The 21559-nt window shown below is 74.2% G+C and carries 20 protein-coding genes; 9 read left to right on the forward strand and 11 right to left on the reverse strand.

The annotated features are described in order from the left end of the window. Positions 1 to 226 precede the first annotated feature (226 nt). A complete protein-coding gene (locus ABWK59_RS27260) occupies positions 227 to 1036 on the forward strand; it encodes an LAETG motif-containing sortase-dependent surface protein (RefSeq protein WP_354643282.1) in 810 nt (269 codons plus the stop codon). A 70-nt stretch (positions 1037 to 1106) separates the two neighbouring features. Here the strand turns inward: ABWK59_RS27260 and ABWK59_RS27265 are convergent, their stop codons facing one another. From ABWK59_RS27265 to ABWK59_RS27275, 3 genes are read right to left on the reverse strand one after another with little or no spacing between them, the layout of a single operon-like run. Beyond that, positions 1107 to 2453 (reverse strand): acyltransferase family protein, encoded by a 1347-nt coding sequence (locus ABWK59_RS27265; protein ID WP_354643283.1) that lies wholly within the window; start codon positions 2451 to 2453, stop codon positions 1107 to 1109. A 2-nt stretch (positions 2454 to 2455) separates the two neighbouring features. Then, entirely contained in the window at positions 2456 to 4612 is a 2157-nt protein-coding gene (locus ABWK59_RS27270; RefSeq protein WP_354643284.1) for a bifunctional polysaccharide deacetylase/glycosyltransferase family 2 protein, read from the reverse strand. A 31-nt stretch (positions 4613 to 4643) separates the two neighbouring features. Continuing rightward, positions 4644 to 5171, reverse strand: coding sequence for a hypothetical protein (locus ABWK59_RS27275; RefSeq protein ID WP_354643285.1), 528 nt, complete (start codon positions 5169 to 5171; stop codon positions 4644 to 4646). A gap of 235 nt (positions 5172 to 5406) precedes the next feature. Between ABWK59_RS27275 and ABWK59_RS27280 the strand changes: the two genes are divergently transcribed. Then, positions 5407 to 6447, forward strand: a complete 1041-nt coding sequence (locus ABWK59_RS27280) for a glycoside hydrolase family 26 protein (protein WP_354643286.1) — start codon at positions 5407 to 5409, stop codon at positions 6445 to 6447. Between the two features lie 85 nt (positions 6448 to 6532). Here ABWK59_RS27280 and ABWK59_RS27285 read toward each other — a convergent pair whose 3' ends face one another. After that, the gene (locus ABWK59_RS27285; protein ID WP_354643287.1) at positions 6533 to 7618 is read right to left on the reverse strand and encodes an alpha/beta hydrolase; all 1086 of its coding nucleotides are present in this window, start codon (positions 7616 to 7618) and stop codon (positions 6533 to 6535) included. 359 nt (positions 7619 to 7977) lie between these two features. Here ABWK59_RS27285 and ABWK59_RS27290 point away from each other — a divergent pair, with 359 nt between their 5' ends. From ABWK59_RS27290 to ABWK59_RS27310, 5 genes are all read left to right on the forward strand, one after another. Continuing rightward, positions 7978 to 9093, forward strand: coding sequence for an ROK family glucokinase (locus tag ABWK59_RS27290; protein ID WP_420492856.1), 1116 nt, complete (start codon positions 7978 to 7980; stop codon positions 9091 to 9093). 259 nt (positions 9094 to 9352) lie between these two features. Beyond that, the gene (gene ggt / locus ABWK59_RS27295) at positions 9353 to 11140 is read left to right on the forward strand and encodes a gamma-glutamyltransferase (protein WP_354643288.1); all 1788 of its coding nucleotides are present in this window, start codon (positions 9353 to 9355) and stop codon (positions 11138 to 11140) included. A 222-nt stretch (positions 11141 to 11362) separates the two neighbouring features. Then, a complete protein-coding gene (locus tag ABWK59_RS27300) occupies positions 11363 to 11776 on the forward strand; it encodes a hypothetical protein (protein ID WP_354643289.1) in 414 nt (137 codons plus the stop codon). A gap of 127 nt (positions 11777 to 11903) precedes the next feature. Further along, on the forward strand, positions 11904 to 12707 hold the full coding sequence (locus ABWK59_RS27305) for an exodeoxyribonuclease III (RefSeq protein ID WP_354643290.1): 804 nt from the start codon (positions 11904 to 11906) through the stop codon (positions 12705 to 12707). Between the two features lie 190 nt (positions 12708 to 12897). After that, positions 12898 to 13599, forward strand: a complete 702-nt coding sequence (locus tag ABWK59_RS27310) for a hypothetical protein (RefSeq protein WP_354643291.1) — start codon at positions 12898 to 12900, stop codon at positions 13597 to 13599. A 75-nt stretch (positions 13600 to 13674) separates the two neighbouring features. On the opposite strand, the gene ABWK59_RS27315 is transcribed toward ABWK59_RS27310, so the two are convergent. Together ABWK59_RS27315 and ABWK59_RS27320 are read right to left on the reverse strand one after the other, a co-directional pair. After that, positions 13675 to 14409, reverse strand: coding sequence for a lysoplasmalogenase (locus tag ABWK59_RS27315; RefSeq protein WP_354643292.1), 735 nt, complete (start codon positions 14407 to 14409; stop codon positions 13675 to 13677). Beyond that, on the reverse strand, positions 14406 to 15272 hold the full coding sequence (locus ABWK59_RS27320) for a sterol desaturase family protein (protein ID WP_354643293.1): 867 nt from the start codon (positions 15270 to 15272) through the stop codon (positions 14406 to 14408). Before ABWK59_RS27320 ends, ABWK59_RS27315 begins: the two co-directional genes overlap by 4 nt. A 140-nt stretch (positions 15273 to 15412) precedes the next feature. Here ABWK59_RS27320 and ABWK59_RS27325 point away from each other — a divergent pair, with 140 nt between their 5' ends. Continuing rightward, complete coding sequence (locus ABWK59_RS27325) at positions 15413 to 16954, forward strand: DUF2398 family protein (protein WP_354643294.1); 1542 nt, start codon at positions 15413 to 15415, stop codon at positions 16952 to 16954. 16 nt (positions 16955 to 16970) lie between these two features. Here the strand turns inward: ABWK59_RS27325 and ABWK59_RS27330 are convergent, their stop codons facing one another. The 4 genes from ABWK59_RS27330 to ABWK59_RS27345 all read right to left on the reverse strand — a co-directional run bounded on the left by ABWK59_RS27330 (position 16971) and on the right by ABWK59_RS27345 (position 19445). Then, positions 16971 to 17171, reverse strand: a complete 201-nt coding sequence (locus ABWK59_RS27330) for a cold-shock protein (RefSeq protein ID WP_354643295.1) — start codon at positions 17169 to 17171, stop codon at positions 16971 to 16973. 105 nt (positions 17172 to 17276) lie between these two features. Next, positions 17277 to 17465, reverse strand: coding sequence for a hypothetical protein (locus tag ABWK59_RS27335; protein ID WP_354643296.1), 189 nt, complete (start codon positions 17463 to 17465; stop codon positions 17277 to 17279). A gap of 410 nt (positions 17466 to 17875) precedes the next feature. Beyond that, positions 17876 to 18493, reverse strand: a complete 618-nt coding sequence (locus ABWK59_RS27340) for a TetR/AcrR family transcriptional regulator (protein ID WP_354643297.1) — start codon at positions 18491 to 18493, stop codon at positions 17876 to 17878. A gap of 61 nt (positions 18494 to 18554) precedes the next feature. Then, positions 18555 to 19445, reverse strand: a complete 891-nt coding sequence (locus tag ABWK59_RS27345) for an acyl-CoA thioesterase (protein ID WP_420492951.1) — start codon at positions 19443 to 19445, stop codon at positions 18555 to 18557. A 241-nt stretch (positions 19446 to 19686) separates the two neighbouring features. Here ABWK59_RS27345 and ABWK59_RS27350 point away from each other — a divergent pair, with 241 nt between their 5' ends. After that, positions 19687 to 19956: a hypothetical protein gene (locus ABWK59_RS27350; protein WP_354643299.1), complete on the forward strand. Its 270-nt coding sequence runs from the start codon at positions 19687 to 19689 to the stop codon at positions 19954 to 19956. 52 nt (positions 19957 to 20008) lie between these two features. On the opposite strand, the gene ABWK59_RS27355 is transcribed toward ABWK59_RS27350, so the two are convergent. Continuing rightward, positions 20009 to 21235, reverse strand: a complete 1227-nt coding sequence (locus tag ABWK59_RS27355; protein ID WP_420492952.1) for an MBL fold metallo-hydrolase — start codon at positions 21233 to 21235, stop codon at positions 20009 to 20011. Between the last annotated feature and the right edge of the window lie 324 nt (positions 21236 to 21559).

Genomic DNA, 21559 nt, shown 5'->3' on the forward strand with positions numbered 1-21559 from the left:
GGGCGAGCCCTGACGGCGCGACGAGGACGCCACGAGGGCACGACGGCGGACGCGACGACGCACCGGACGGTAACCCGATCGTTGTACGGGACTAATCGGGCGGATCGTCACAGGCAGTCGGCAACCACCGCATTCACCGCTTGACCCGGCTGCCCGGGTTTAGGAATCTTGGGCGCTCCCTTGGCAGGCAACCCCGACCTGCCATCGTTCCAGTGGGGGCTTCACCATGCGCTTCCGTTCCATAGCGGCGCGTTCCTTCATCGCGGCTCCGGCCGCGGCGGTCGTCCTGCTCAGCCCGGCCGCGGCCCACGCGGCCGTCGCCCACGTGGGCAACGGCAACAACGGCACCGTCAAGATCCACGACTCCAAGACGGGCGAGGAGTACGACAAGAAGAACCAGCCCAAGGTCTGCCAGTTCTACATCGACGCCTTCGGCTTCGACAAGAACCAGGACGTCTACTGGCTGATCTCCGAGGGCCACGGCAAGAAGGAGGAGGCCGTCCTCTACGGCGCCCTCCCGGTGAACTCCGACGGCCACATCCGCACCGCGGACATCAAGCTCCCGGACGGCCAGTACAAGCTGTACTGGACCGCGGGCAGCGAGGACGGCGACTCCAAGAAGCACCCGAAGCAGAAGGTCTTCAAGGTCGACTGCACGGACGAGAAGCCGACCGCCTCGCCGAGCACCTCGGTGAAGCCGTCGACCTCGGCCTCGGCCTCGGCCTCGGCTTCGGCCTCCGCGTCGACCTCGGCCTCCGCCTCGACCTCCCCGAGCGCCTCGACCTCCGCGTCGGCGTCCACCTCGGCCTCGTCCTCGGCCTCCACCTCGACCGGCCCGGTCGTGCCGGTCCAGACCCCGCCCCCGGGCACCGAGGTCAAGCCGGACCAGCCGATCCCGACCCCGCCCACGGGCGGCAACCTGGCCTCCACCGGCACCAGCCCGGCCACCTTCGCCATCGCCGGTGTCGGCGCGGCGCTGGTGCTCGGCGGCGGCGCGGTGGTCTTCAGCCGCCGGCGCAAGGCGCGCCACGCCTGATCCCGCCAGCACGACGGCCCGTCACCCCCGCGCCGGGGGTGACGGGCCGCCGTCGTCTCTCGGGGTGGGCTCAGCCCGCCCGGCGCCGGCCGCGCGGGCGGCGCGGGTACGGGAACAGCCGCAGCGGACGCTTGGCCGCCAGGTCCTCCATCCAGCCGAAGCTCAGCACCATCAGGGCCAGCAGCGGCATCGCGATCAGCAGCGGGGTCCAGTGGCTGCGCAGCACGAACTGCCCGTGCTCGTAGAGGAAGTCCACGTCCCACAGGTGGTCCATCAGCGGGATGGCCAGGGCCAGCGCCGGGATGTGCCAGAGGTAGACGCTGACCGCCCGGGCGTTGAGCAGGCTGATCAGGCCGTTCCAGCGCTCCAGCCGGGCGGGCCAGCGCTCCCAGGACGGGCTGAGGTGGAGCAGCAGCAGCACGTAGCCGAAGGACCAGACCGCCTGGGCGAACGGGACGGTCTCCAGGTCGCCCGCCGTGGTGGGGTCCTCGATCGGCCGGCTGGTCAGCCACCAGAGGCCGGCGATCATGATCATCGGGGCCAGCGAGGGCGCCAGGTACTGCGGGAGCCGGCGCAGCAGGCCCTCCTGGTGGGCGAGGCCCAGGATCCAGCAGGCGCCGAAGGTGGTGAAGTCGGTGGCGGTCTCCCAGAGCCGGCCCTCCTGGGAGAACAGACCCGAGTTGATGAGCGCGGAGAGCGCCAGCGGCGCGGCCACGGTCAGCCACGGCTGCCGCCGCAGCGCCCACAGCATCGCCGGGGAGAGCAGCACGTACCAGAGGTAGGCGCGCAGGTACCAGAGCGGGACGGCGATGTTCATCGCCCACTCGGACTCCATCACCCCGCCGAAGCCGCCGAGCGACTCCGCGTACGGCGGGGTGCTCAGCGGGAGCAGCCAGAACGCCATCTTGGCCCACCACCAGCGGGGGTGGCCGTCGTAGTGCGGTCCCCAGCCGTCCAGGACCATCGCGGTGATCAGCACCGCGCCGAACAGCCACATCGGCGGGAGCAGACGGCGCAGACGGCCCCGGATGACTCCGAGCGCGGGGCGGGCCAGCGAGCGGGCCATCAGCGAGCCGGCCAGCGCGAACATCACGCCCATCGAGGGGAACAGCAGCGGCAGCCAGGCCCAGCCGAACTTGTGGTAGAGGATCACGCGGGCCAGGGCCAGCGCGCGCAGCAGGTCCAGGTAGCGGTCGCGGCCGCCCTTGCGCGGGGCGGGGGCCGGCTCGTCGGCGGGCTCCTCCTCGGCCACCGGCTCGGGCAGGTCCGGGGCGGGCGGCGGGACGCGCAGCCGCAGGGTCTCGTCGGGGGACCACCGGGCGTCGAACGGGTCCGGGGCGTCCGCGTCCGGCGAGGCGCCCGGGGCGTACGGGAAGCGGGCCGCGGGGGAGATCCGCGGCGTACGGGGGAAGGTCACGGTCAGGCCTCCACGATCGGTGCCGCGACCTCGCCGGTCCGCCGCAATTTCTGCCACCTCAGCCGGCCGCCGGTGAAGGCCGTGATCGAGGACTGGAGCAGCACCAGGTACATCAGCTGCCGGTAGACCACCTGCTGGATCGGGAGGGTGACCAGGTGCCAGGGCTTCTCGCGGTCGAGCCGGAAGGCGAAGAAGGCGAGCAGACCCTGCACCAGGAGCACGCCGGCCCAGGCCGAGAGGGTGCGCTGGGCGTCCACGAAGAGCACCCCGTACAGCAGGAAGAGGTCGATCAGCGGCGCCAGCAGCGGGGTCACCACGCCGAACAGGGTGACCACCGGCAGGCCGACCCGGCCGAACCGCCCGGCCGGGCCGCTCTCGCGGACGGCGTGGCGGTGCTTCCACATCGCCTGCATGGTGCCGTAGCTCCACCGGTAGCGCTGGGACCACAGCTGCTGCATGCTGGCCGGCGCCTCGGTCCAGGCGCGGGCCCTCTCCGCGTAGACCACCCGCCAGCCGTCGCGCAGCATCGCCATGGTGACGTCGGTGTCCTCGGCGAGGGTGTCCTCGCTCATCCCGCCGATCCGCAGCAGCGCCGCCCGGCGGAAGGCGCCGACGGCCCCCGGGATGGTCGGCATGATGTTCAGCTCGTCGTACATGCGGCGGTCGAGGTTGAAGCCCATCACGTACTCGATGTGCTGCCAGGCGCCGATCAGGGTGTCCCGGTTGCCGACCTTGGCGTTGCCGGCCACCGCGCCGACCGAGGGGTCGGCGAACGGCTGGACCAGCTCGCGGACGGTGGAGGGCTCGAAGACGGTGTCGCCGTCCATCATCACCACGATGTCGTACGAGGCCGCCGCGATGCCGTTGTTGAGCGCGGCCGGCTTGCCGCCGTTGGGCTGGCGGATCAGCCGGACGTTGGGCATGGCGATCTCCTCGACGATGGCGCTGGTGTCGTCGGTGGAGCCGTCGTCGATGACGATGATCTCGATCGGGTGGTCACTGGCGGCCAGCGAGTGGAGCGTGTTGGCGATGCACTCCTGCTCGTTGTACGCGGGCACCAGGACGGTGACCGGCTCGGTGATCGGCGGCCCCCAGGAGAAGTCGGGCCGCCGGGTGCGCCGGACGTGCCGGATGGCCAGCACCAGCATCAGCGCGAACCGGCCGAAGACCAGGACGCCGACCACCGAGAGCAGTCCGATCAGCCAGGGCAGCAGGTGCACCGAGATCTGGGTCAGCAGGATGAACGTTTTTCCCGCCCACAGCTGGTAGCCGTGCACCGGGACGGTGGTGCTGGTCGCGCCGAGCGCCTCGGAGATGCTGGCGAAGCGGTAGCCGTCCTTCTCCAGCCGGTCGATGATCTCGCCCAGCGCCTGCACGGTCTGGGTGCGGTCGCCGCCGGCGTCGTGCAGCAGCACCATCTCGCCGCGGCCCGGCTGCTTGGGCATGGCGGTGCGGACGATCTCCTCGACGCCCGGGCGCTTCCAGTCGTCGGTGTCGGCGTCGATGAACGCGGTGAGGTAGCCGCGCCGGCCGACCTCCTTCACCACCGGCCAGGTCCAGTCGTCCAGGGCGTCGGCCGTGGAGGAGTACGGCGGCCGGAACAGCGAGCTGTGCACGCCCGCCACCCCGGCGAGGGCCAGCTGGGTCTGCCCGAGCTCCCAGGTCAGCCGGGAGGTGGACTGCAGCGCCAGGTCGGGGTGGGTGAAGGTGTGCAGGCCGATCTCGTGGCCGTCCGCGACGATCCGACGGATCAGGTCGGGGTGGCGGGCGGTCATCGAGCCGGTGACGAAGAAGGTGGCGTGGATGTGGCGGGCCGCGAGCAGGTCGAGGACCTTCGGCGTCCACACCGGGTCCGGCCCGTCGTCGAAGCTCAGCACCACCGTCTTGTCGGGCACCGCGTAGCTGACCGGCTTGTCGTTGAGCTTGCCGCGGGCGTCGACGATCGGACCGCCCGTCAGCAGGTTCGGCGGCACGGAGAACTTGTCCACCGAGACGGCCGTCCGGTCGTCGTGGAACACCTCGTTGGTGGCCATCCCGCGGAGCACCAGCATGGCCAGCAGGCAGACCAGCAGGGCGACGGGCAGGAAGAAGCGGAGCGGCGGGGCCGCGAGTCGGCGCGACCGGCGGATCGACTGCCGGGGACGCTGATGACGGGACATGGCGATCCTGTACCGGGCGGTGTGGCGAGGGTCAGTGGCTGGGGCGGGCCGTGGTCGCCGACTTCCCGGCGGTACCGGTCCCCGTGGTGGTCCGGACGGCGGCGCCGCCGGCCGACGGGGTGGCGGCGCCGGGCGTCTTCCCGGCGGTGGCGGCCCCGGTCGAGGCGGTGGGGCGGCCGGTGGTGGCGGCCGGGGAGGCGGTGCCGGCCTTCGGCACCGCGCTGCCCGAGGGCTGCGGGGAGGGCGCCGCGGACTGCGGGGAGACGGTCGGCGCGGGGCTCGGCGGGAGGCTCGCCACGGCGGCGCCGGGCTGGGGCTGGGCCGGCACCTGGAGGTGCGGCGCGTTCGACTGCAGCCCGACCAGGGTGGCCGCCATGCCCGCGGCGAGGGTGGCGCTGGCGGCACCGACCGTCCAGCCGAAGCCGCGCAGACGCCGGCCGCGGACACCGGACTGGTCCACGAACACCGGACTGGACTCGACCGCGACCAGCTCGCCGGGGTCGGCGCCGGGGTCGGGGTCGGCGCCGGGTCTGCCGGAGGGCAGGGAGGGGGGTGTCACCGGGTGTCCGCCTTTCCAGTAAGCGGAGACCGCTCGGGATGCAGTCAGGACGGTAATGCACCCGCATTAAATGATTGGACGTCAATGTCCGATCCGTACCGGTCTGGGACAGGCCCGTGATCATATCGAGACCGGAGCGGAGCGCTCCGTTCCGAATGGCGGTCGGGTCACCTCGTAGGATGCGGCGAGCCTGGGCGCCGCCGGCCCGGCGGACACCAGCCCGCGAGGATGATCCGTGAACCGACCCACCGCCCCCGTCACCGGACGGCCCTCCCGTCGCCGGGCGCTCGCCCTGGCCCTGGCCGCCCCGCTGCTGGCCACCGCCTGCAGCTCGGGCGGCGGACCGCACCCGGCCGCGGCCCCCACCGCCGGCGCCACGGCCTCGCCGACCGCCTCCGCCGCGCCCTACGACGCCACCGCCCTGCGTACCCCGAGCGGCCGGTTCCTCGGCGTCGCCTCCGAGGGCGGCCCGGAGGACCTCGGACCGGTCACCGCCTTCGCCGCCAAGACCGGCCGCCCGGCCGACGTCCGGGAGTACTACCAGGTGTGGGGCGACGACTTCGACCCGGCCGGCAACGCGGCGCTCTGGCGCAACGGCCAGCTGCCGCTGCTCACCTGGGCCCCCGTCCAGACCGGGCTGGCCTCGATCGCCTCGGGGTCCGAGGACGCCTACCTCACCCGGTTCGCCGACCAGGTGCGCTCCTACCAGGGCCCGCTGGTGATCGACTTCGCCCCGGAGATGAACGCCGACTGGAACGCCTGGGGGCCCGCCCACGCCAAGCCCGCCGACTACGTCGCCGCCTGGAAGCGGGTCCACGACGCCTTCCGCGACCGCGCGGTCACCAACGTGGTCTGGCTCTGGTCGCCCCACGTCACCGACTCGGCCGCCAAGGCCCCGCTGAAGCCCTACTTCCCGGGCGAGGAGTACGTCGACTGGGTCGGCCTGGTGGGCTACTACGGCCCGCAGGAGGGCAGCGACTTCACCACGCTGTTCAACCCGACCGTGAAGAGCCTGCGGGCGCTGACCGGCAAGCCGCTGGTGATCGCCGAGACCGGCGTGGCGGAGGGCCCGCGGAAGCCCGGGCAGGTCGCCGACCTGTTCGCCGGTGCGGCCAGGACGGAGGGCCTGGTGGGCCTGGTCTGGTTCGACCTGCAGAAGACCTGGCCGGGCAGCACGGTGCCCACCGACTGGCGGGTCGACAGCTCCGCCGCGGCGGCCGACGCGGTGGCCAAGGCGGCGGCCGGCAAGGGCTTCGGCCACCCGTTCACCGGCTGACCTCGGCCGGATCCCCACCGGACCCGGCAACGCGACGGCCCGTCACCCCGGAGCAGGGGGTGACGGGCCGTCGTCGTCCGCGGGGTCAGGCCTTCGGCGGGATGATCCCGGTCAGCCACTTGAAGATGTCGGGGACCATCGGCTTCCACACGTCGCTGGTGTGCGGGCCGGTGGTCTCCACCACGGTGACGGTGGTCGGCGCCTTCGCGGCCGCCTTGAGCGCCTCGCCGCCCTCGTAGCCGTCGCCCTTGTTGCCGCTGAGGAACAGCGCGACCTTGGGCGGCTGGGCCGCGTTCTTGAGGATGTTCAGCGGGTTGGCGGCCTCACGCAGCTTCGGGTCCTTCGCGGTGAGCGAGAGCGCCTCCTGCGCCGGGTCGTTGTACCCGGAGAGGCTGACGCCGGCCCGGTAGCGCTCGGGGTGCTCCAGGGCGAGCTTGGAGGCGCAGTGGCCGCCGGCCGAGTAGCCGGCCACCGCCCAGCGGTCCGGCGAGGCGTCGGCGCGGAAGTTGTCCAGCACCATCTGCGGGACGTCACGGGAGAGCCAGGCGGCGGCGTTGACCTTGTGCGGCACGTCGGCGCAGCCGGTGTCCACCGTGTCGCCGAGCAGGTTGGTGCGCGGCGAGATCAGGATGAACGGCGACACCTGGCCGCTCTGCATCAGCGGCTTGAGCTGCTCGGACACCCGCAGCGTGCCGTACCAGGTCTTGGAGGAGCCCGGCCAGCCCGGGAGCAGCTCGACCACCGGGAAGGTCTTGTCCTTGTACGCCGGGTCGTCGTACTGCGGCGGCAGCCAGACCAGCACCTCGCCGTCCACGCCCGACACCTGGCCCTTGAGCTCGGTGGTCTTGACGTCGGCCGGCACCTTGGGGTCGCCGACGGCCTGGAAGGACTGGACCACCTTCGGGTGCTGCTTGGTGCCGTCGTGGCCCGGCGTGGCGCCGGAGCCGTCCGCCGGCGGCAGCTGCGGTACGGCCCGCACGTGGTTGCCGGTCCCCAGCAGGTCGTCCCAGTTGCCGTAGATCAGGTTGGCGTTGTTGACCATGACGAAGACCATCAGCACGGCCGTGGCCTGCGCGAACAGGATCATCGCGAGTCTGGACAGGACCTGCAGGGCCTGCGGCCCGCGCACCTTGCTCCAGAGCAGCATGGCCGCCGCGATGGAGATCGGCACGAGGATGATCGTGACGATGAGGAAGGGTGTGCCTGTCAGTTGCATCGAGTTCTCGTATCCGGTTGCCGGCCGACCGGGCCCCGTCTCGCCCGGTTCGCGCTCCTGTGGGACCAGACTTCGCGGAACGCGTGATCAGTTGCTGTCCGGATCCGGCGAATCCTGAGACCTGCGTCACGTTTTCGTGAGAATCGGCTGTGCCCGAAGATCTAGTGTGCCATCGGACCGTCAGGTGATCGCACCCGGCCGGGGGTGCCGGACAGCGGCGCCCCCCGGTGTCCTCCGGCCGCCGGATGCCGGGTCACCGGGCGGCGCGGGAGGATGGCGGTAGCCGTCCCCGACCCCGAAGGAGCCCACCCCCCGTGACCAGCCCCAACGGCGGCACGGCCCGCCCGGCCGTCCTGCCCAACCTGCTGGGCCTCGGCCCGCGCGCGGAACGGCGCCGGCGCGCCCTGCCCGCGAGCATCCTGCGGCTGCCCACCATCGGGGTGGACATCGGCGGCACCAAGGTGATCGCCGGGGTGGTGGACGGCGAGGGCCGGGTGATCGACCGGATCCGGACCGAGACCCCGGACAAGAGCAAGAGCCCCCGGGTGGTCGAGGACGTCATCGTCGACCTGGTCCTCCAGCTCGCCGACAAGCACGACGTCCACGCGGTGGGCGTCGGCGCCGCCGGCTGGGTGGACGCCGACCGCTCCCGGGTGCTCTTCGCCCCCCACCTGAACTGGCGGAACGAACCCCTCCAGGAGGCCCTCAGCGAGCGCCTGCGGTTCCCGGTGGTGGTGGAGAACGACGCCAACGCCGCCGCCTGGGCCGAGTGGCGGTTCGGCGCCGGCCGCGGCGAGGACCACATGGTCATGATCACCCTCGGGACCGGGATCGGCGGAGCGGTGGTCCGCGACGGCTACGTCGACCGCGGCAAGTACGGGCTGGCCGGCGAGTTCGGCCACATGCAGGTGGTGCCCGGCGGGCACCGCTGCCCGTGCGGCAACCGCGGCTGCTGGGAGCAGTACTCCTCCGGCAACGCCCTCGTCCGGGAGGCCCGCGAGCTGGTCGCCGAGGAGTCCCCGGTGGTCCAGCCGCTGCTCGCCCGGGCCGGCGGCACCCCGAGCGGCATCACCGGACCCCTGGTCACCGAGGCCGCGCGGGACGGCGACCCGGTCGCGGTGGAACTCCTCTACGAGGTGGGCCGCTGGCTCGGCGTCGGGATCGCCAACCTGGCCGCCGCCCTCGACCCCGGCCGGTTCGTGGTCGGCGGCGGCGTCTCCGAAGCCGGTGACCTCCTCCTCGGCCCCGCCCAGGACGCCTTCCGACGCACCCTCACCGGCCGCGGCTTCCGGCCGGAGGCCACCGTCGTCCACGCCGCCCTCGGCAACGAGGCCGGCCTGGTCGGCGCCGCCGACCTCGCCCGCCAGGTCGCCCGCCGCTTCCGCACCATCAAGCGCCACCGCATCGAACGCGCCACCACCCCCCGCTGAAGCAACGCCCCTCTCGTACGCGGTCAGCCACTGAAGGGGCGCGGGGGACTGCGCGGGTCGGTGGGTGCGGCGTCGTCACTCCCGTTTCGCGCAGTTCTCCCCCAGCCTTCGGCCGGGAGGTGCCCTCACGCGCCCCTGGTGGGTTGCCCGACTGCGCCGGGTCGGCCGCTACTGGTGGGTAGTGGCCGGAGTTCCTGTTGTCCAGCTCCTGACACTGTGGGAGAACGGAGAACTGACGCTGCCTCAGGAGGCCCACCGCATGAGAGCTCCGGCCCGACTCCTCCCCTCCCTCCTGCTCGCCGCCGGCCTGGTCTGCACCGGCACGGCACCCGCCCACGCCGGCGGCCCGCCACCCAAGACCCCCGAGGCGGTCGGCTACGGCGGTGCGGTCGCCAGCGTGGACGCCGATGCCACCGCCGCCGGCCTGGAGGTGCTGCGACGGGGCGGCAACGCGGTGGACGCCGCCGTGGCGACGGCCGCCGCGCTCGGCGTCACCGAGCCGTACTCGGCCGGCATCGGCGGCGGCGGGTACTTCGTCCACTACGACGCCCGGACCGGCCAGGTCTCCACCCTGGACGGCCGGGAGATCGCGTCCCGCCACTCCGACGAGTCCCTCTTCCTGGAGAACGGCGCCCCGCTGCCCTTCGCGGACGCCGTCACCAGCGGACTCTCGGTCGGTGTCCCCGGCACTCCCGCCACCTGGGAGAAGGCCCTCGAACTCTGGGGCAGCCGTTCGCTCGGCGAGGTGCTCCGGCCCGCCGAGCGGATCGCCGACCGCGGCTTCACCGTCGATCAGACGTTCCGCGACCAGACCGCCGCCAACCAGCAGCGCTTCCAGGACTTCCCCGCCACCCGCGCGCTCTTCCTGCCCGGCGGCCAACTCCCCACCGTCGGCAGCACCCTGCGCAACCCCGACCTCGCCGACACCTACCGCGAACTCGGCCGCAAGGGCACCGACGCCTTCTACCGCGGTCCGATCGGCGCCGACGTGGTCCGTACCCTCCAGCAGCCCCCGGTGGACCCCGCCTCCGGCCGCAACGCCCGCCCGGGCCGGGTCGACTCCCGCGACCTCGCCGGTTACCGGGCGCTGGTCCAGCGCCCCACCCGGGTCGACTACCGCGGATACGAGGTGTACAGCATCGCGCCGTCCTCCTCCGGCGGCACCACCGTCGGCGAGGCGCTCGGCATCCTGTCCCACAGCGACCTGGCCGCGCTGAGCCCCGAGCAGTACCTGCACCGCTTCCTGGAGTCCGGCCGGATCGCCTTCGCCGACCGCAACCGCTGGGTCGGCGACCCCCGATTCTCCGAGGTCCCGACCCGGCAGCTGCTGTCGCCCGGGTTCGCCGCCGCCCGGGCCTGCCTGATCGACCCGGACCACGCCCTGACCAGCCCGCTCGCCCCCGGCGACCCGTACCACCCGGGCGCCTGCGCCGGCACCGGCCCCGCCGCCACCGAGGCGTACGAGGGCCCCAGCACCACCCACCTCACCGTCGCAGACCGGTGGGGCGACGTGGTCTCGTACACCCTCACCATCGAGCAGACCGGCGGCAGCGGGATCACCGTTCCCGGGCGCGGCTTCCTGCTCAACAACGAGCTGACCGACTTCAGCTTCACCCCGGTCACCCCCGGCGTCCCGGACCCCAACCTGCCCGGCCCCGGCAAGCGGCCCCGGTCCTCGATCTCGCCGACCGTGGTCCTCAAGGACGGCAGGCCCTTCCTCGCGGTGGGGTCGCCCGGCGGGGCGACCATCATCACCACCGTGCTCCAGGTGCTCACCGGCCGGATCGACCGGGGGCTCGGCCTGGAACAGGCCATCGCCGCCCCGCGCGCCAGCCAGCGCAACACCGCCACCACCGCCGCGGAGCCCGGCTTCCTCGCCCTGCCCGAACGCACCCGCCTGGAGGCCCTCGGCCACGTCTTCGCCGCCACCCCCGAGATCGGCGCCGCGACCGGCGTCGAACGCCTCCCCGACGGCCGCTGGATCGCCGCCGCCGAGCCCACCCGCCGCGGCGGCGGCTCCGCCGCGGTCGTCCACCCCTCCCGCTGATCCGCCGACCCGGGCAGGCCGGCCGCGTCCTGCCGGGGAGAACCGCGCGCAGGCGGACGAGTGCGGCCAGGGCACTCCGCCGCGCGCGGTTCCCCGGCCGCTTAGGCGTGGTCGGCCTAAGCGGCCCGGTACGGACCGTAGGGATTGCCCATTGATTCCGCGGGCTCGGAGCGGTTTGCTGTGGGCCGAGGGAGGGGACGACGGACCCGCGAGGAGCGTTTGATGCCTCACCCGAGAAGTCGCGGCGGGCGGCGTGAGCCGGCCGCCTACCTGCGGTGCTACCCGAGTGACCGCTGGCAGATGCAGACCCACCGCCACGCCCTGGACAGCTACGCGCTCCGCCTCGGGCTGTCCCACCCGGTGGTCTACCTGGACAACGGCCGCTCCGCGACCGGTGCCCTCCCGGCCCTGGAACGCCTGGGGAACGCCGTCGCGGCCGGCGTCCACCACGTGGTGCTGGTCCCCGGCCCGTGGGTGTTCTGCCTCGACCCGGTGGTCGCGCACGCCACCGTCCAGCGGTTCGCCGCCCTCGGCTGCGAGGTGGTGGAACTGCCCCGCGACTGGTCCGCCCGCCCCCGCGGCGGCGGTCGCCCCGACCACCCGCCCTGGGGCAGCGGCCCCCGCCCGGCGGGCTGAGCCCGCTCCCGGGCCCACCCGGCCGACCGGCTCGACCGGGATTGTCGGCGGCGGGCGGTATGTTCGGGGTGGACCGCCTTCGGGCGGGTCCGCTCCTCGTCCGCACCGCCCGGGAAGGCCGCCCGCCGTGACCGTCCGCATCGCCACCTGGAACATCAACTCCGTCACCGCCCGGCTGCCCAAGCTCCTGGAGTGGCTGGAGAGCGCCGAGCCGGACGTGCTCTGCCTCCAGGAGCTGAAGTGCGCCGCCGACGCCTTCCCGTTCGAGGCGGTGCGCGAGCTGGGGTACGAGACGGCCGCCCACGGCACCGGCCGGTGGAACGGCGTGGCCGTGGTCTCCCGCCTGGGCCTGGAGGACGTGGTCCGCGACCTGCCCGGCCAGCCCGGCTTCCTCGCGGAGGACGCGCTGGTCGCCGCCGTCGAGCCGCGCGCCATCGCGGCGACCTGCGGCCCGGTCCGCGTCTGGTCGGTCTACGTGCCGAACGGCCGCGAGGTCGACCACGCGCACTACCGCTACAAGCTGGAGTGGCTGGAGACGCTGCGCAGCTCCGTCCTGGAGGACGCGGCCGGCACCCGCCCGTTCGCGGTCCTCGGCGACTTCAACATCGCGCCCACCGACGAGGACGTCTTCGACCCGGCCGCCTTCGAGGGCCTCACCCACGTCACCCCGGTGGAGCGCGCCGCGCTGACCGCCCTCCAGGAGGCCGGCCTGCAGGACGTGGTGCCCCGCCCGCTCAAGTACGACCGCCCCTACACGTACTGGGACTACCGCCAGCTCGCCTTCCCGAAGAACCGCGGCATGCGGATCGACCTCACGTACGGCAACAAGGCGTTCGTCGACGCGGTCAAGGACAGCTACGTGGACCGCGAGGCCCGCAAGGGCAAGGGCACCTCCGACCACGCCCCGGTGGTCGTCGACCTCGACATCTGACCGGGCTCCGCTCCCGGGGGGACTCCTCCGCGCCGGCGGTCACCCGGGGTGGCGACCGCGCACGAACGGTCCTGTGCGGTGGCTGGCGGGTGCGGCGCTGCCTAGCGTCTTGGTGACTGGGTGTAGTGGTTCCGATCGCGGTGGACCTCCCCGCCGCCGCGGCTGCACCCGAGAACCTTGGAGGTACGGCATGCGCCGCACGCGTACGGCCGCAGCCCTGCTGGGAGCGGCCACCCTGCTCGGTCTCACCGCCTCGGCGGCGTCCGCGACGGAAGCCGGAGCGGCCACCATCACCCCCGCGGAGGCGGCTCCCGGACAGACGGTGACGGTCAGCGTCGCCTGCGGTACGGGCGCCGGGAGCGCGGAGAAGACCGTCGCCGTGGCGTCCCCGGTCCTGACCGGCGGCTCCGCGACGCTGACCGCCGGGGCGGACGGCCGGTACTCAGGGCCCGCCACGGTGATCCCGGTGAGCGAGCTGCCCGGCGCCCTGCTGCGGAACGCCGGGCGGGCGGCCTGGAAGCTGGAGGGCCACTGCCCGGACGGCGCCGCCTTCGCCTCCACCCTCGCGCTGACCGCCTTCCCCGTGCCCGGGCTCTCCGGCCTCTCCGGCCTTGCGGGCGCCGACTCCCCGGTGGCGCCCGCCCAGGCCGCCCAGCCCGCCCAGCCCGCTCCGGTGCAGCCTGCCGTGGTGAAGCCCGCGGCCGAGCAGTCGGCCACCGGTGGCGCGGCGGAGGAACCGACGGAGCCGCGGGGCGGCGTGCAGACCGGACTCGGCGGCTCGGTCGGCACGGACGTCCGCGAGCTCGCCACCGGCGGCGCCCTGGTCGCCGCGGGCATCGGCGGCTTCTGGCTCCTCCGCCGCCGCACCTCCGGCGAGAACGACAACCCCTGACGGGGAGGCACGGCGTACTCGGCCGAGCACGGAAGGGGCGCCCGGGGGCACCCGGCTGCCGCAGGTGCCCCCGGGCTACCGGTTTGCCGTGACCCCCGCCCGCAGGGCGGCTTCCGCCGCGTCCTCGACGTCCGCGTCCACGCCCGCCGCGCCGCCCGCGCGGCGCTCCGCCGCGGCGATCACGCCGGTGGCCAGCAGGTACTGGGCGACGATGTACGTGGCCATGATCAGGAACCGGTGTCCCGGCAGCTCCTTCCAGCCGGCCAGCCGGGTGGCGATCAGGGTGTCCGAGAACAGGAAGAGGGCCCCGCCGATACCGGACCGCCAGCCGAGGCCGGCCGAGGTCACGGCGGTGGAGGCGAGCAGCAGGCTGTACGCGCCGACGGGGAACCGCAGGTCGCCGAGGTCCGGCCAGAGCTGCCCGATCATCGCTGCCCAGGCGGCCGCGTACGCGGCGGCGACCAGCAGGCTGCGCCGCCTGTCGTCGAGGGCGCCCTGCTGGACGAACATCGTCACGTAGCAGACGTGGGCCGCCGCGAACGACCCCATGCCGGCCAGGAAGGCGGGGTCCGAGCCGAGCTGGAGCAGGACGTCGCCGCCGGTGCTGGCGGCCAGGGCGGGGGCGAGCAGCTTGGGGGTGTGCCGCGAGGCGGCCAGGGACTGGGCGGCGAGCAGCGGCATCAGGGCCGGCTTGGTGGCGTGCTGGAGGGTGCTCGCCCCGGTGGCGATCGCCCCGAGGTGGGCCGCCGAGGTGGCGGCGTAGCCCGCGAGGAGGCCGCGGGCGGCACGGAGGCGTCGGGTGATGGTCATGCGGGGCTGCCCTCCGGGCGGTGGTCGGTGGTCGCGGGCTGCCAGCCCGGTCCCTTGGTGAGGTGGCGGACGCGGTCGCCCCAGCCGGCGGCCCGGGCGAGGTCGCGGCCGATGGCGGCGTACTCGTGGGTGGCCACCCGCAGCGGGTTGTACGTGTCCAGATTCTTGGTCAGACCGTAGACCGGCCTGGTGGTCTCCGGGGTGAAGGTGCCGAAGAGGCGGTCGAAGACGATCAGGATGCCGCCGAAGTTGCGGTCCAGGTAGCCACCCTGGGAGGCGTGGTGGACACGGTGGTGGGACGGCGTGTTGAGGAGGAACTCGACCGGGCGGGGCAGCGTGCCGATCCGCTCGGTGTGGATCCAGAACTGGTAGACCAGGCTGACCGAGGAGCAGAACGCCAGCGCCGCCGGGTGGACGCCGGCCAGCACCATCGGGAGGTAGAAGATCCAGGTGGTGGCGGTGCCGGTCCAGGGTTGCCGCAGCGCGGTGGAGAGGTTGTACCTCCGGCTGGAGTGGTGGACCACGTGACTGGCCCACAGGATCCGGATCACGTGGTGCCCGCGGTGCGACCAGTAGTAGAGGAAGTCCTGCCCGAGCAGCATCAGCGGCAGGGTCCACCAGAGCACCGGTACCCGCAGCGGCGTCAGTTCGTACAGGGCGGAGTAGGCGAGGGCGACGGGCACCCGCCAGCCGGCGTCGAAGAACAGGCTGCCGAGGCCCATGCCGAGGCTGGTGGCGGTGTCCTTGCCGGAGTAGCCCTGCTCGTCCTCGTCGGGGTGGAACCGGTACGAGACCGCCTCCACCACCGTGAGCAGCACGAACGCCGGTATCGACCAGAGCACGACATCGGGCAGGTTGGGCATGCGCCGACGATAGGGGACGGTGCTCGGCGTACGGAAGGGGTGGTTACCCGCGCGTAGGTCAAGGGGAGCGGGTCCTTCCGCCGCGGTCTCTCCCGGCGCCGTACCCGACGGTGCGGGCACCGTCTAGTCTGGTCCCCGACATGGAGCAGCACGAGCACGCGACCGGCGCCGGGGAGGTGCCCGGTGGCACGGGGATCGGGCGCACGGGCGGGGCGGGGCGGCTCCTGGCCCCTGCGTCCCGCGACGCTGCCCGCCCTGACGCCGCACCTGCCGACGCTGCCCACTCCGCCGACGCCGCACGTCCCGTCCCGGCGGGCCCCGGTGCCGCGTTCCCCAGCGCCGCGCACCTCGACACGGAGCTGCTCGCCCGCCGGCTGGCGGCGGCCGACGCCGAGGCGGCCCACGACCTGTTCACCGAGGCGTTCGGCCTCTACGGCGCCCGTCACCTGGGCGGGCTGCCGGAGTCCGGCTGCGTGGTGCTGGCCGACACCAGCTGGTGGCACGGGCCGACCGCGCACCGGTCGGCGGCGCTGCGGGCCCGGGGCGGCCGGCCGGTCGGCCCGCGCCGGGTGCGGTCCGGGTCGGGCGGGCAGAACGCCCCCGGCGGGGCCCGGTCGGGCGGCCGGCACCGCAAGCCGGACCGCTCCCGCGGCCCGGGCCAGGCCGAGGCGGACGTCGAACGCCGGACGGCCGCCCGGCTGCTGATGGCGCACCCTCTGGTGACCGCGGACGGTCCGCACGGCGCCGGGTTTCCGCTGATCCGCCGGCACGCCGACTGGCTGACGGACCGTTTCCGCGAGGTGCTGGGCTACCCGCTGACCGTGGCGGCGGGCCATGCCCGGCTGCGGAAGGCCGCGCTGCCCGGCCGCGGTCTGCCCGGGCTGGACCCGGAGGGCTACGCCGCCCTGGTCCTCGCCCTGGCCGCGCTGGCCGAGGGCCGCCCCCCGGAGCCGGAGCACCCGGCGGTGCTGCGGGTGCTGACGGGCTGGCAGGTCCTGATGGCGGACGGCACACCCGACCGGGAGCTCGCGGCCGCGCTCGCCCCGGGCCGCCCGCTGCCGCCGGCCGGTCCGGAGCTGACGGTGCGCCGGCTGCTCGCCGAGACCCCGGTGGTGCTGCTGGACGAGCTCGCCCCGCAGCAGCGGACCGGGTTGCTGGCCGGCCGGTTCGCGGACGCCGAGCTGCTCGCCGACCTGCTCGGGCTGGAGGCGGAGGTCCGGTCCGAGGGGGTGGCCCTGCTGGACCCGGCGGAGGAGCTGACCGACCTGGCGCTGCCCGGCACCGGCGTCCCGGCCCGGGCGGCGGTGCTGCTGGTCGGGCAGTTGGTGGAGGAGCTGCGGCCGCTGCCCGAGGAGGCCGCGCCCCCGGCGGTGCTGGTACCGGACGCCCTGATAGACGGTGCGCTCGGCGACATCGTGGACGACCACGGCCTGCGGGCCGGCCTCGGGCCCGAGTACCTGGCCGACCGGACGGCGCTGCGCCGCGAGGTGCTCGGCCTGCTGGACCGGATGGGTCTGATCGCCCGGGCCGGCCGCGGCTGGGTGCTGCGGGCCCCGGCCGCCCGGTACGCGCCGGAGGCGGAGCTCCACCCGGTGCCCGGTTCGGGCCGGCACAGCCGCCCGGCCACGCCGGCGGCCCCTGGCCCGGCGCGGGCGCGGGAGCCGTACGGTCTGCTGGGCTGAGCGGTCCGCCCGGGGCTCACACCGGGCGGACGTGTTCGGCGACCGCGCGGAACTCCTGCTGGGTCTCCTCGTACTCGACGCGCTGGCCCTCGTGCAGCAGGTGGTCCTCGCCGACGATCGAGTCGTAGTAGACGGCCAGTTCCGGGCCGCCGTGGTCCGGAGTGATGTAGCCGTAGGCGTGGTGGATGTTGAACCACTTCACGGTGCCGGTGGACATGGTGTGCTCCTTCCGGCCGGGGGCTGCCCGGACACCACCAGTGTCGGCGGGTGCCCGGTGCCCCACCACTCGCCGCGACGCGGGCCGGATCCGGCCCCGGCGGGATCAGCGCGCGGTGCTCCCGGACGCGGCGACGGTGTCCTGCCGGACCGTCTCGACCGTGGCTCCGACCCCGAGTCCGCCGAGGGCCACGGAGGCGGCCACGGCGGCACAGGCGAGGTAGCGGCGGTGCCGCTGGGGGAGCGGGAAGGCGGCCCTGCGGGCCCATGCGGTCGCGGTCGGCTGAGCGTTCATGACAGGCAGCATCCCAGGCAGGTGTTAAACGGTCGCGAAGCCCCGGTGAAGTCTGGACGGGGGCTTGGCGTATGAACATCCCCGCAGGTCGAGGCCGGATGGAGCCCCACTGGGGCGGGCCTCGGCGCAGGGTGACGCGTCGGCCAGCATGCCATCCGCACGACGGTCCGCCACCGGTGCTCACGCTCCGTGGCGCGGCCCCGGACCGGCCGCTCGCCCAGTGCCCGGGCGGGAGGCGTCGTGTCCGAACGGTCAGCGGGGCGTCCCGGGAGTTCACCCGCACGGGTGGCCGTGATCCGGCCGGCCGGGTGGTGCCGCCCGGGCCGCGCCGGAGCCCCGCCCGAACCGCCGGGCGGCAGGTCCGGGCGGCGGTCGGGCGGCAGGTCCGGGCGGGGCGTCCGGCCGGCGGGTCAGCCGGGCTCGTACGGCGTCAGCACCAGCCGGACCACGTCCTCCAGGCGCCGCCGGGCGTCGTCCAGCGTGGTGCGGCCGGTCACCCAGGCGGTCAGCTCACCCTGCCAGGCGTGCCCCACGATGTGCCGGACCACGTCCCCGGAGGAGGGCGGGATCTCGGCCATCACCGAGTGCAGGGCCGCGCTGTCGGCTCTGGCCATGCCCTGGAGCGCCTCGCTGGCGAACGGGTCGGTGGAGGTGGCCACCGCGACCCGGAGCCGGGCCAGCTCGGGCTGCCGCTGGTAGGCGCGCATGCCGTGGCGGACGAACCGGACCATCCGCTCGGTCGGCGTGCTGCCGGTGCGCGGACCGCGTTGCTCGGCCACCAGATCGGCCAGCAGCAGCCGGTGCCAGTCCGCGATGGTGGCGGCCAGCAGGTGGTCCTTGGACGAGAAGTAGCGGTAGGCGGTGCCGAGGGCCACTCCGGAGCGCTCCGACACCTGTTTCATCTGCAGCCGCTCGACGCCGATCTCGGTCACCAGGGCGAGCGCGGCCGCGATGAGGCTCCCGCGGCGTTCGAGCTGACGGGGCGACATCGCCTCCACCGGACGGGGTGACAGGTCAACCTTGGTCACCCGCCCCATGATACGGGGCGGGTGCGCGCAGGGGTATGAGGCGGGCGGGCCCGGGCATCCGCTACCGGGTGGGCCGCTCGCGGGCCAGCGTCTCCTGGACCGCCGAGGCCACCAACTGCCCGTCCCGGTCGTAGAACTCGCCCATGGCCAGCCCGCGGCCGTCCGAGGCGGACGGGCTGCGCTGGGCGAACAGCAGCCAGTCGTCCGCCCGGAACGGCCGGTGGAACCACATCGCGTGGTCCAGCGAGGCCAGCGTGATCCGCGGCGGCTCCGTCCGCAGCAGCATGTGCGGCTGGAGGTGCAGCGTGGTGGTCGAGGCCAGTGTCAGGTCGGACAGGTAGGTGAGCGCGCAGACCTGGACCAGCGGGTCCTCGGGCAGCCGGCTGCCGGTGCGCAGCCAGACGAACTGCTGCGGGACGCCGGGCATTTCGGCCGGCAGACCGGGGGAGTCGGCCGGGACGAAGCGCATCTCCAGCGAGCGGAAGCCGGTCGCCCGGGCGAAATGCTCGGGCGCCAGCTGCTCCCAGGTCAGGAACGGGTCCGGCAGCTCCTCCGGGCCGGGCACCGGCGGCATGGACCGCTGCCGCTCGCGGGACTCCTCCGGGCGCTTGAACGAGGCGGAGAGCGTGAAGATCGCCTCCCCGCGCTGCACCGCGGTCACCCGCCGGGTCGCGTACGAGGCGCCGTCGCGCACCCGGTCCACCTGGTAGACGATCGGCCGCTGCGGATCGCCGGGGCGCAGGAAGTAGCCGTGCAGCGAGTGCACCAGCCGGTCCTTCCCGATCGTCCGCCCGGCCGAGGTCAGCGCCTGCGCCGCCACCTGCCCGCCGAAGGCCCGCATCGGCGCCCCGGCGTGGCAGGAACCACGGAACAGGTTCTCATCCAGCTCCTCGATCTCCAGCAGCTCGATGAACGGGCCCACCCCATGGGTGCCCGAAGATTCCCTCGTCATGGCGTCCGTCACGCGATCAGGGTACTCGTCCGTGAATAGAACCTGTTCCAGGGTCGGCGGTGCTGTCGGTGACCGCCCCTACGCTGCACCTTCATGACGCAAGCCGTACAGACGTAGGCCTACCGGGACAGCCTGTCCGCTGGTCCGCTGGTCCCACCGCGACCGGCCGGCCCTGGCCGAGGCCCTGCGGCCGGTCCTGGACGGCAGCCGGCGCGGCGACCTGTACCTGCTCGGCGAGATCGTGTGCGGGCAGGGCGAGGCCCACCGCACCCTCGTCGCCGACGGACGGACGACCCTTTTCGGCCACCGAACCGGCGACGCCTTCGAGGCCCAGCTCTCCGCCCGGCTGGGAAAGGCCGGCCTGCGGATCGCCACCGGTCCGGTGCCGTTCCTGCTGGCCACCCCGACCGAGACCACCGGCGCGATCGACCCGGCCACCCTGATCGACCGGCTCCGCCACTGGCCGGCCCCTTGGGGCAACCGGGTACGTGAAGAGGGGGGCGTGGGGTGACCGGTTGCGGGAGGCGAGCCACGCGCCCCCGGGGTGAGCGGTTGCGTTGCGGTCAGACGGCTACGCCGCCGTCGCCGACGGTGCTGGTGTCGGGGTGGGTGGGGGCGGCGGGCTGGGTGAGGCCGTCCGGGACGAGGAGGTCGGTGCCGCGGGGGGCGGCGGCGACCGCGCGCCACCAGAGCTTGAGCGCGGGCGGATCGGAAGGTTCGAAGGGCTTGCCCGGCCGCGGTACCACCAGCTCCGCCCCCAGCGCCTGCGCCGCCGCCACCGCCCGCTCGGCGGGCTCGTCCCACGGGTGCGGCGCCAGGCTGAAGGTGCCCCAGTGGATCGGCATCATCATCCGGCCGCCCAGGTCCAGGTGCGCCCGGACGCCCTCCTCGGGCGTCATGTGCACCTCGGGCCAGTACTCGCTGTACGCCCCGACCTGCACCATCGTCACGTCGAACGGCCCCAGCCGCCGCCCCACCTCGGCGAACCCGGGGAAGTAGCCGCTGTCCCCGCTGTGGAAGACCCGGTGCCGCGGCCCGGCCACCACCCAGGACGCCCACAGCATCATCGGGTTGACCCGCGGTCCGCGCCCGCAGTAGTGCCGGGCGGGGGTGGCGGTCAGCTCCAGGCCGGCGACCTTGGCCGACTCCCACCAGTCCAGCTCGACGATCCGCTTGTCCGGGATGCCCCAGTGCTCCAGGTGCCCGCCGACCCCGAGGGGGACGGCGAAGACGGCGCCGGTCTCGGTGGCGAGCGTCCGGATGGTGGCCATGTCCAGGTGGTCGTAGTGGTCGTGGGAGATGACCACCACGTCGATCGGGCCGAGTTCGACCAGCGGCAGCGGGACGGGGTGCAGCCGCTTGGGGCCGATCCCCGGGAGCGGGCCGAGGGTGGGGAACGGTGAGCAGCACTCGCCCCAGACCGGGTCGAACAGCACCCGTTTCCCGTCGATCTCGGCCAGTGCGGTGGAGTGGCCGAGCCAGGTCATCCGCAGGCCGGAGGCGGGTGGGACGGCGATCTCGACCGGCGTCAGCCGGTGCACGGGGACGGCGGCGGCCGGGGTACGGCGGTTGCGGTCGCCGGTCAGCTGGGCGCGGGTGATCTCCAGCGGCGAGCGGTCGCCCACCAGCCGGCGGGTGGCCACCGGGTTGCGGAAGGCGCCGTCGACGAAGTGCGGGGAGTTGGTGACCCGCCAGAGGCGGTACCCCTTGGGTTCGGCGCCGAACGCGTCGGTGCGGACCCGGTGCCAGATGTCGCGCGGGCTGCCGAGCGCGCGGCGGAGGTCCCGCAGGCCGAGGCCCGCCTCCGCGGCCAGTTCGGCGGACCGAAGGATCCAGGACACGGGACTGGGCACGGCACCTCCACGGTCGGGACATCCGTACGGCTGCGGCTGGACGGCCCCGCCGGGGCGGGTGTCATCAGGCCGGGGCACGCGCGGCCCGGGCTGGTGCCCGGAACCGGACGGCAACCATCAAAACGGACATTACCGGGCCAAATGCCCGGTGACCTGGTGGAAGCGGCCGGGGCGAGCCGTTCGGCGTAACCGGCCGTCCCGCCGGCGGAGGTCGTGCGGGGAGGGGGCCGGGAGGCATGAACGGCTCCGCCCCGTGCGAGG

Origin of the sequence: Kitasatospora sp. HUAS MG31 (assembly GCF_040571325.1) — a bacterium.
GTDB classification, from domain to species: Bacteria; Actinomycetota; Actinomycetes; order Streptomycetales; family Streptomycetaceae; genus Kitasatospora; species Kitasatospora camelliae.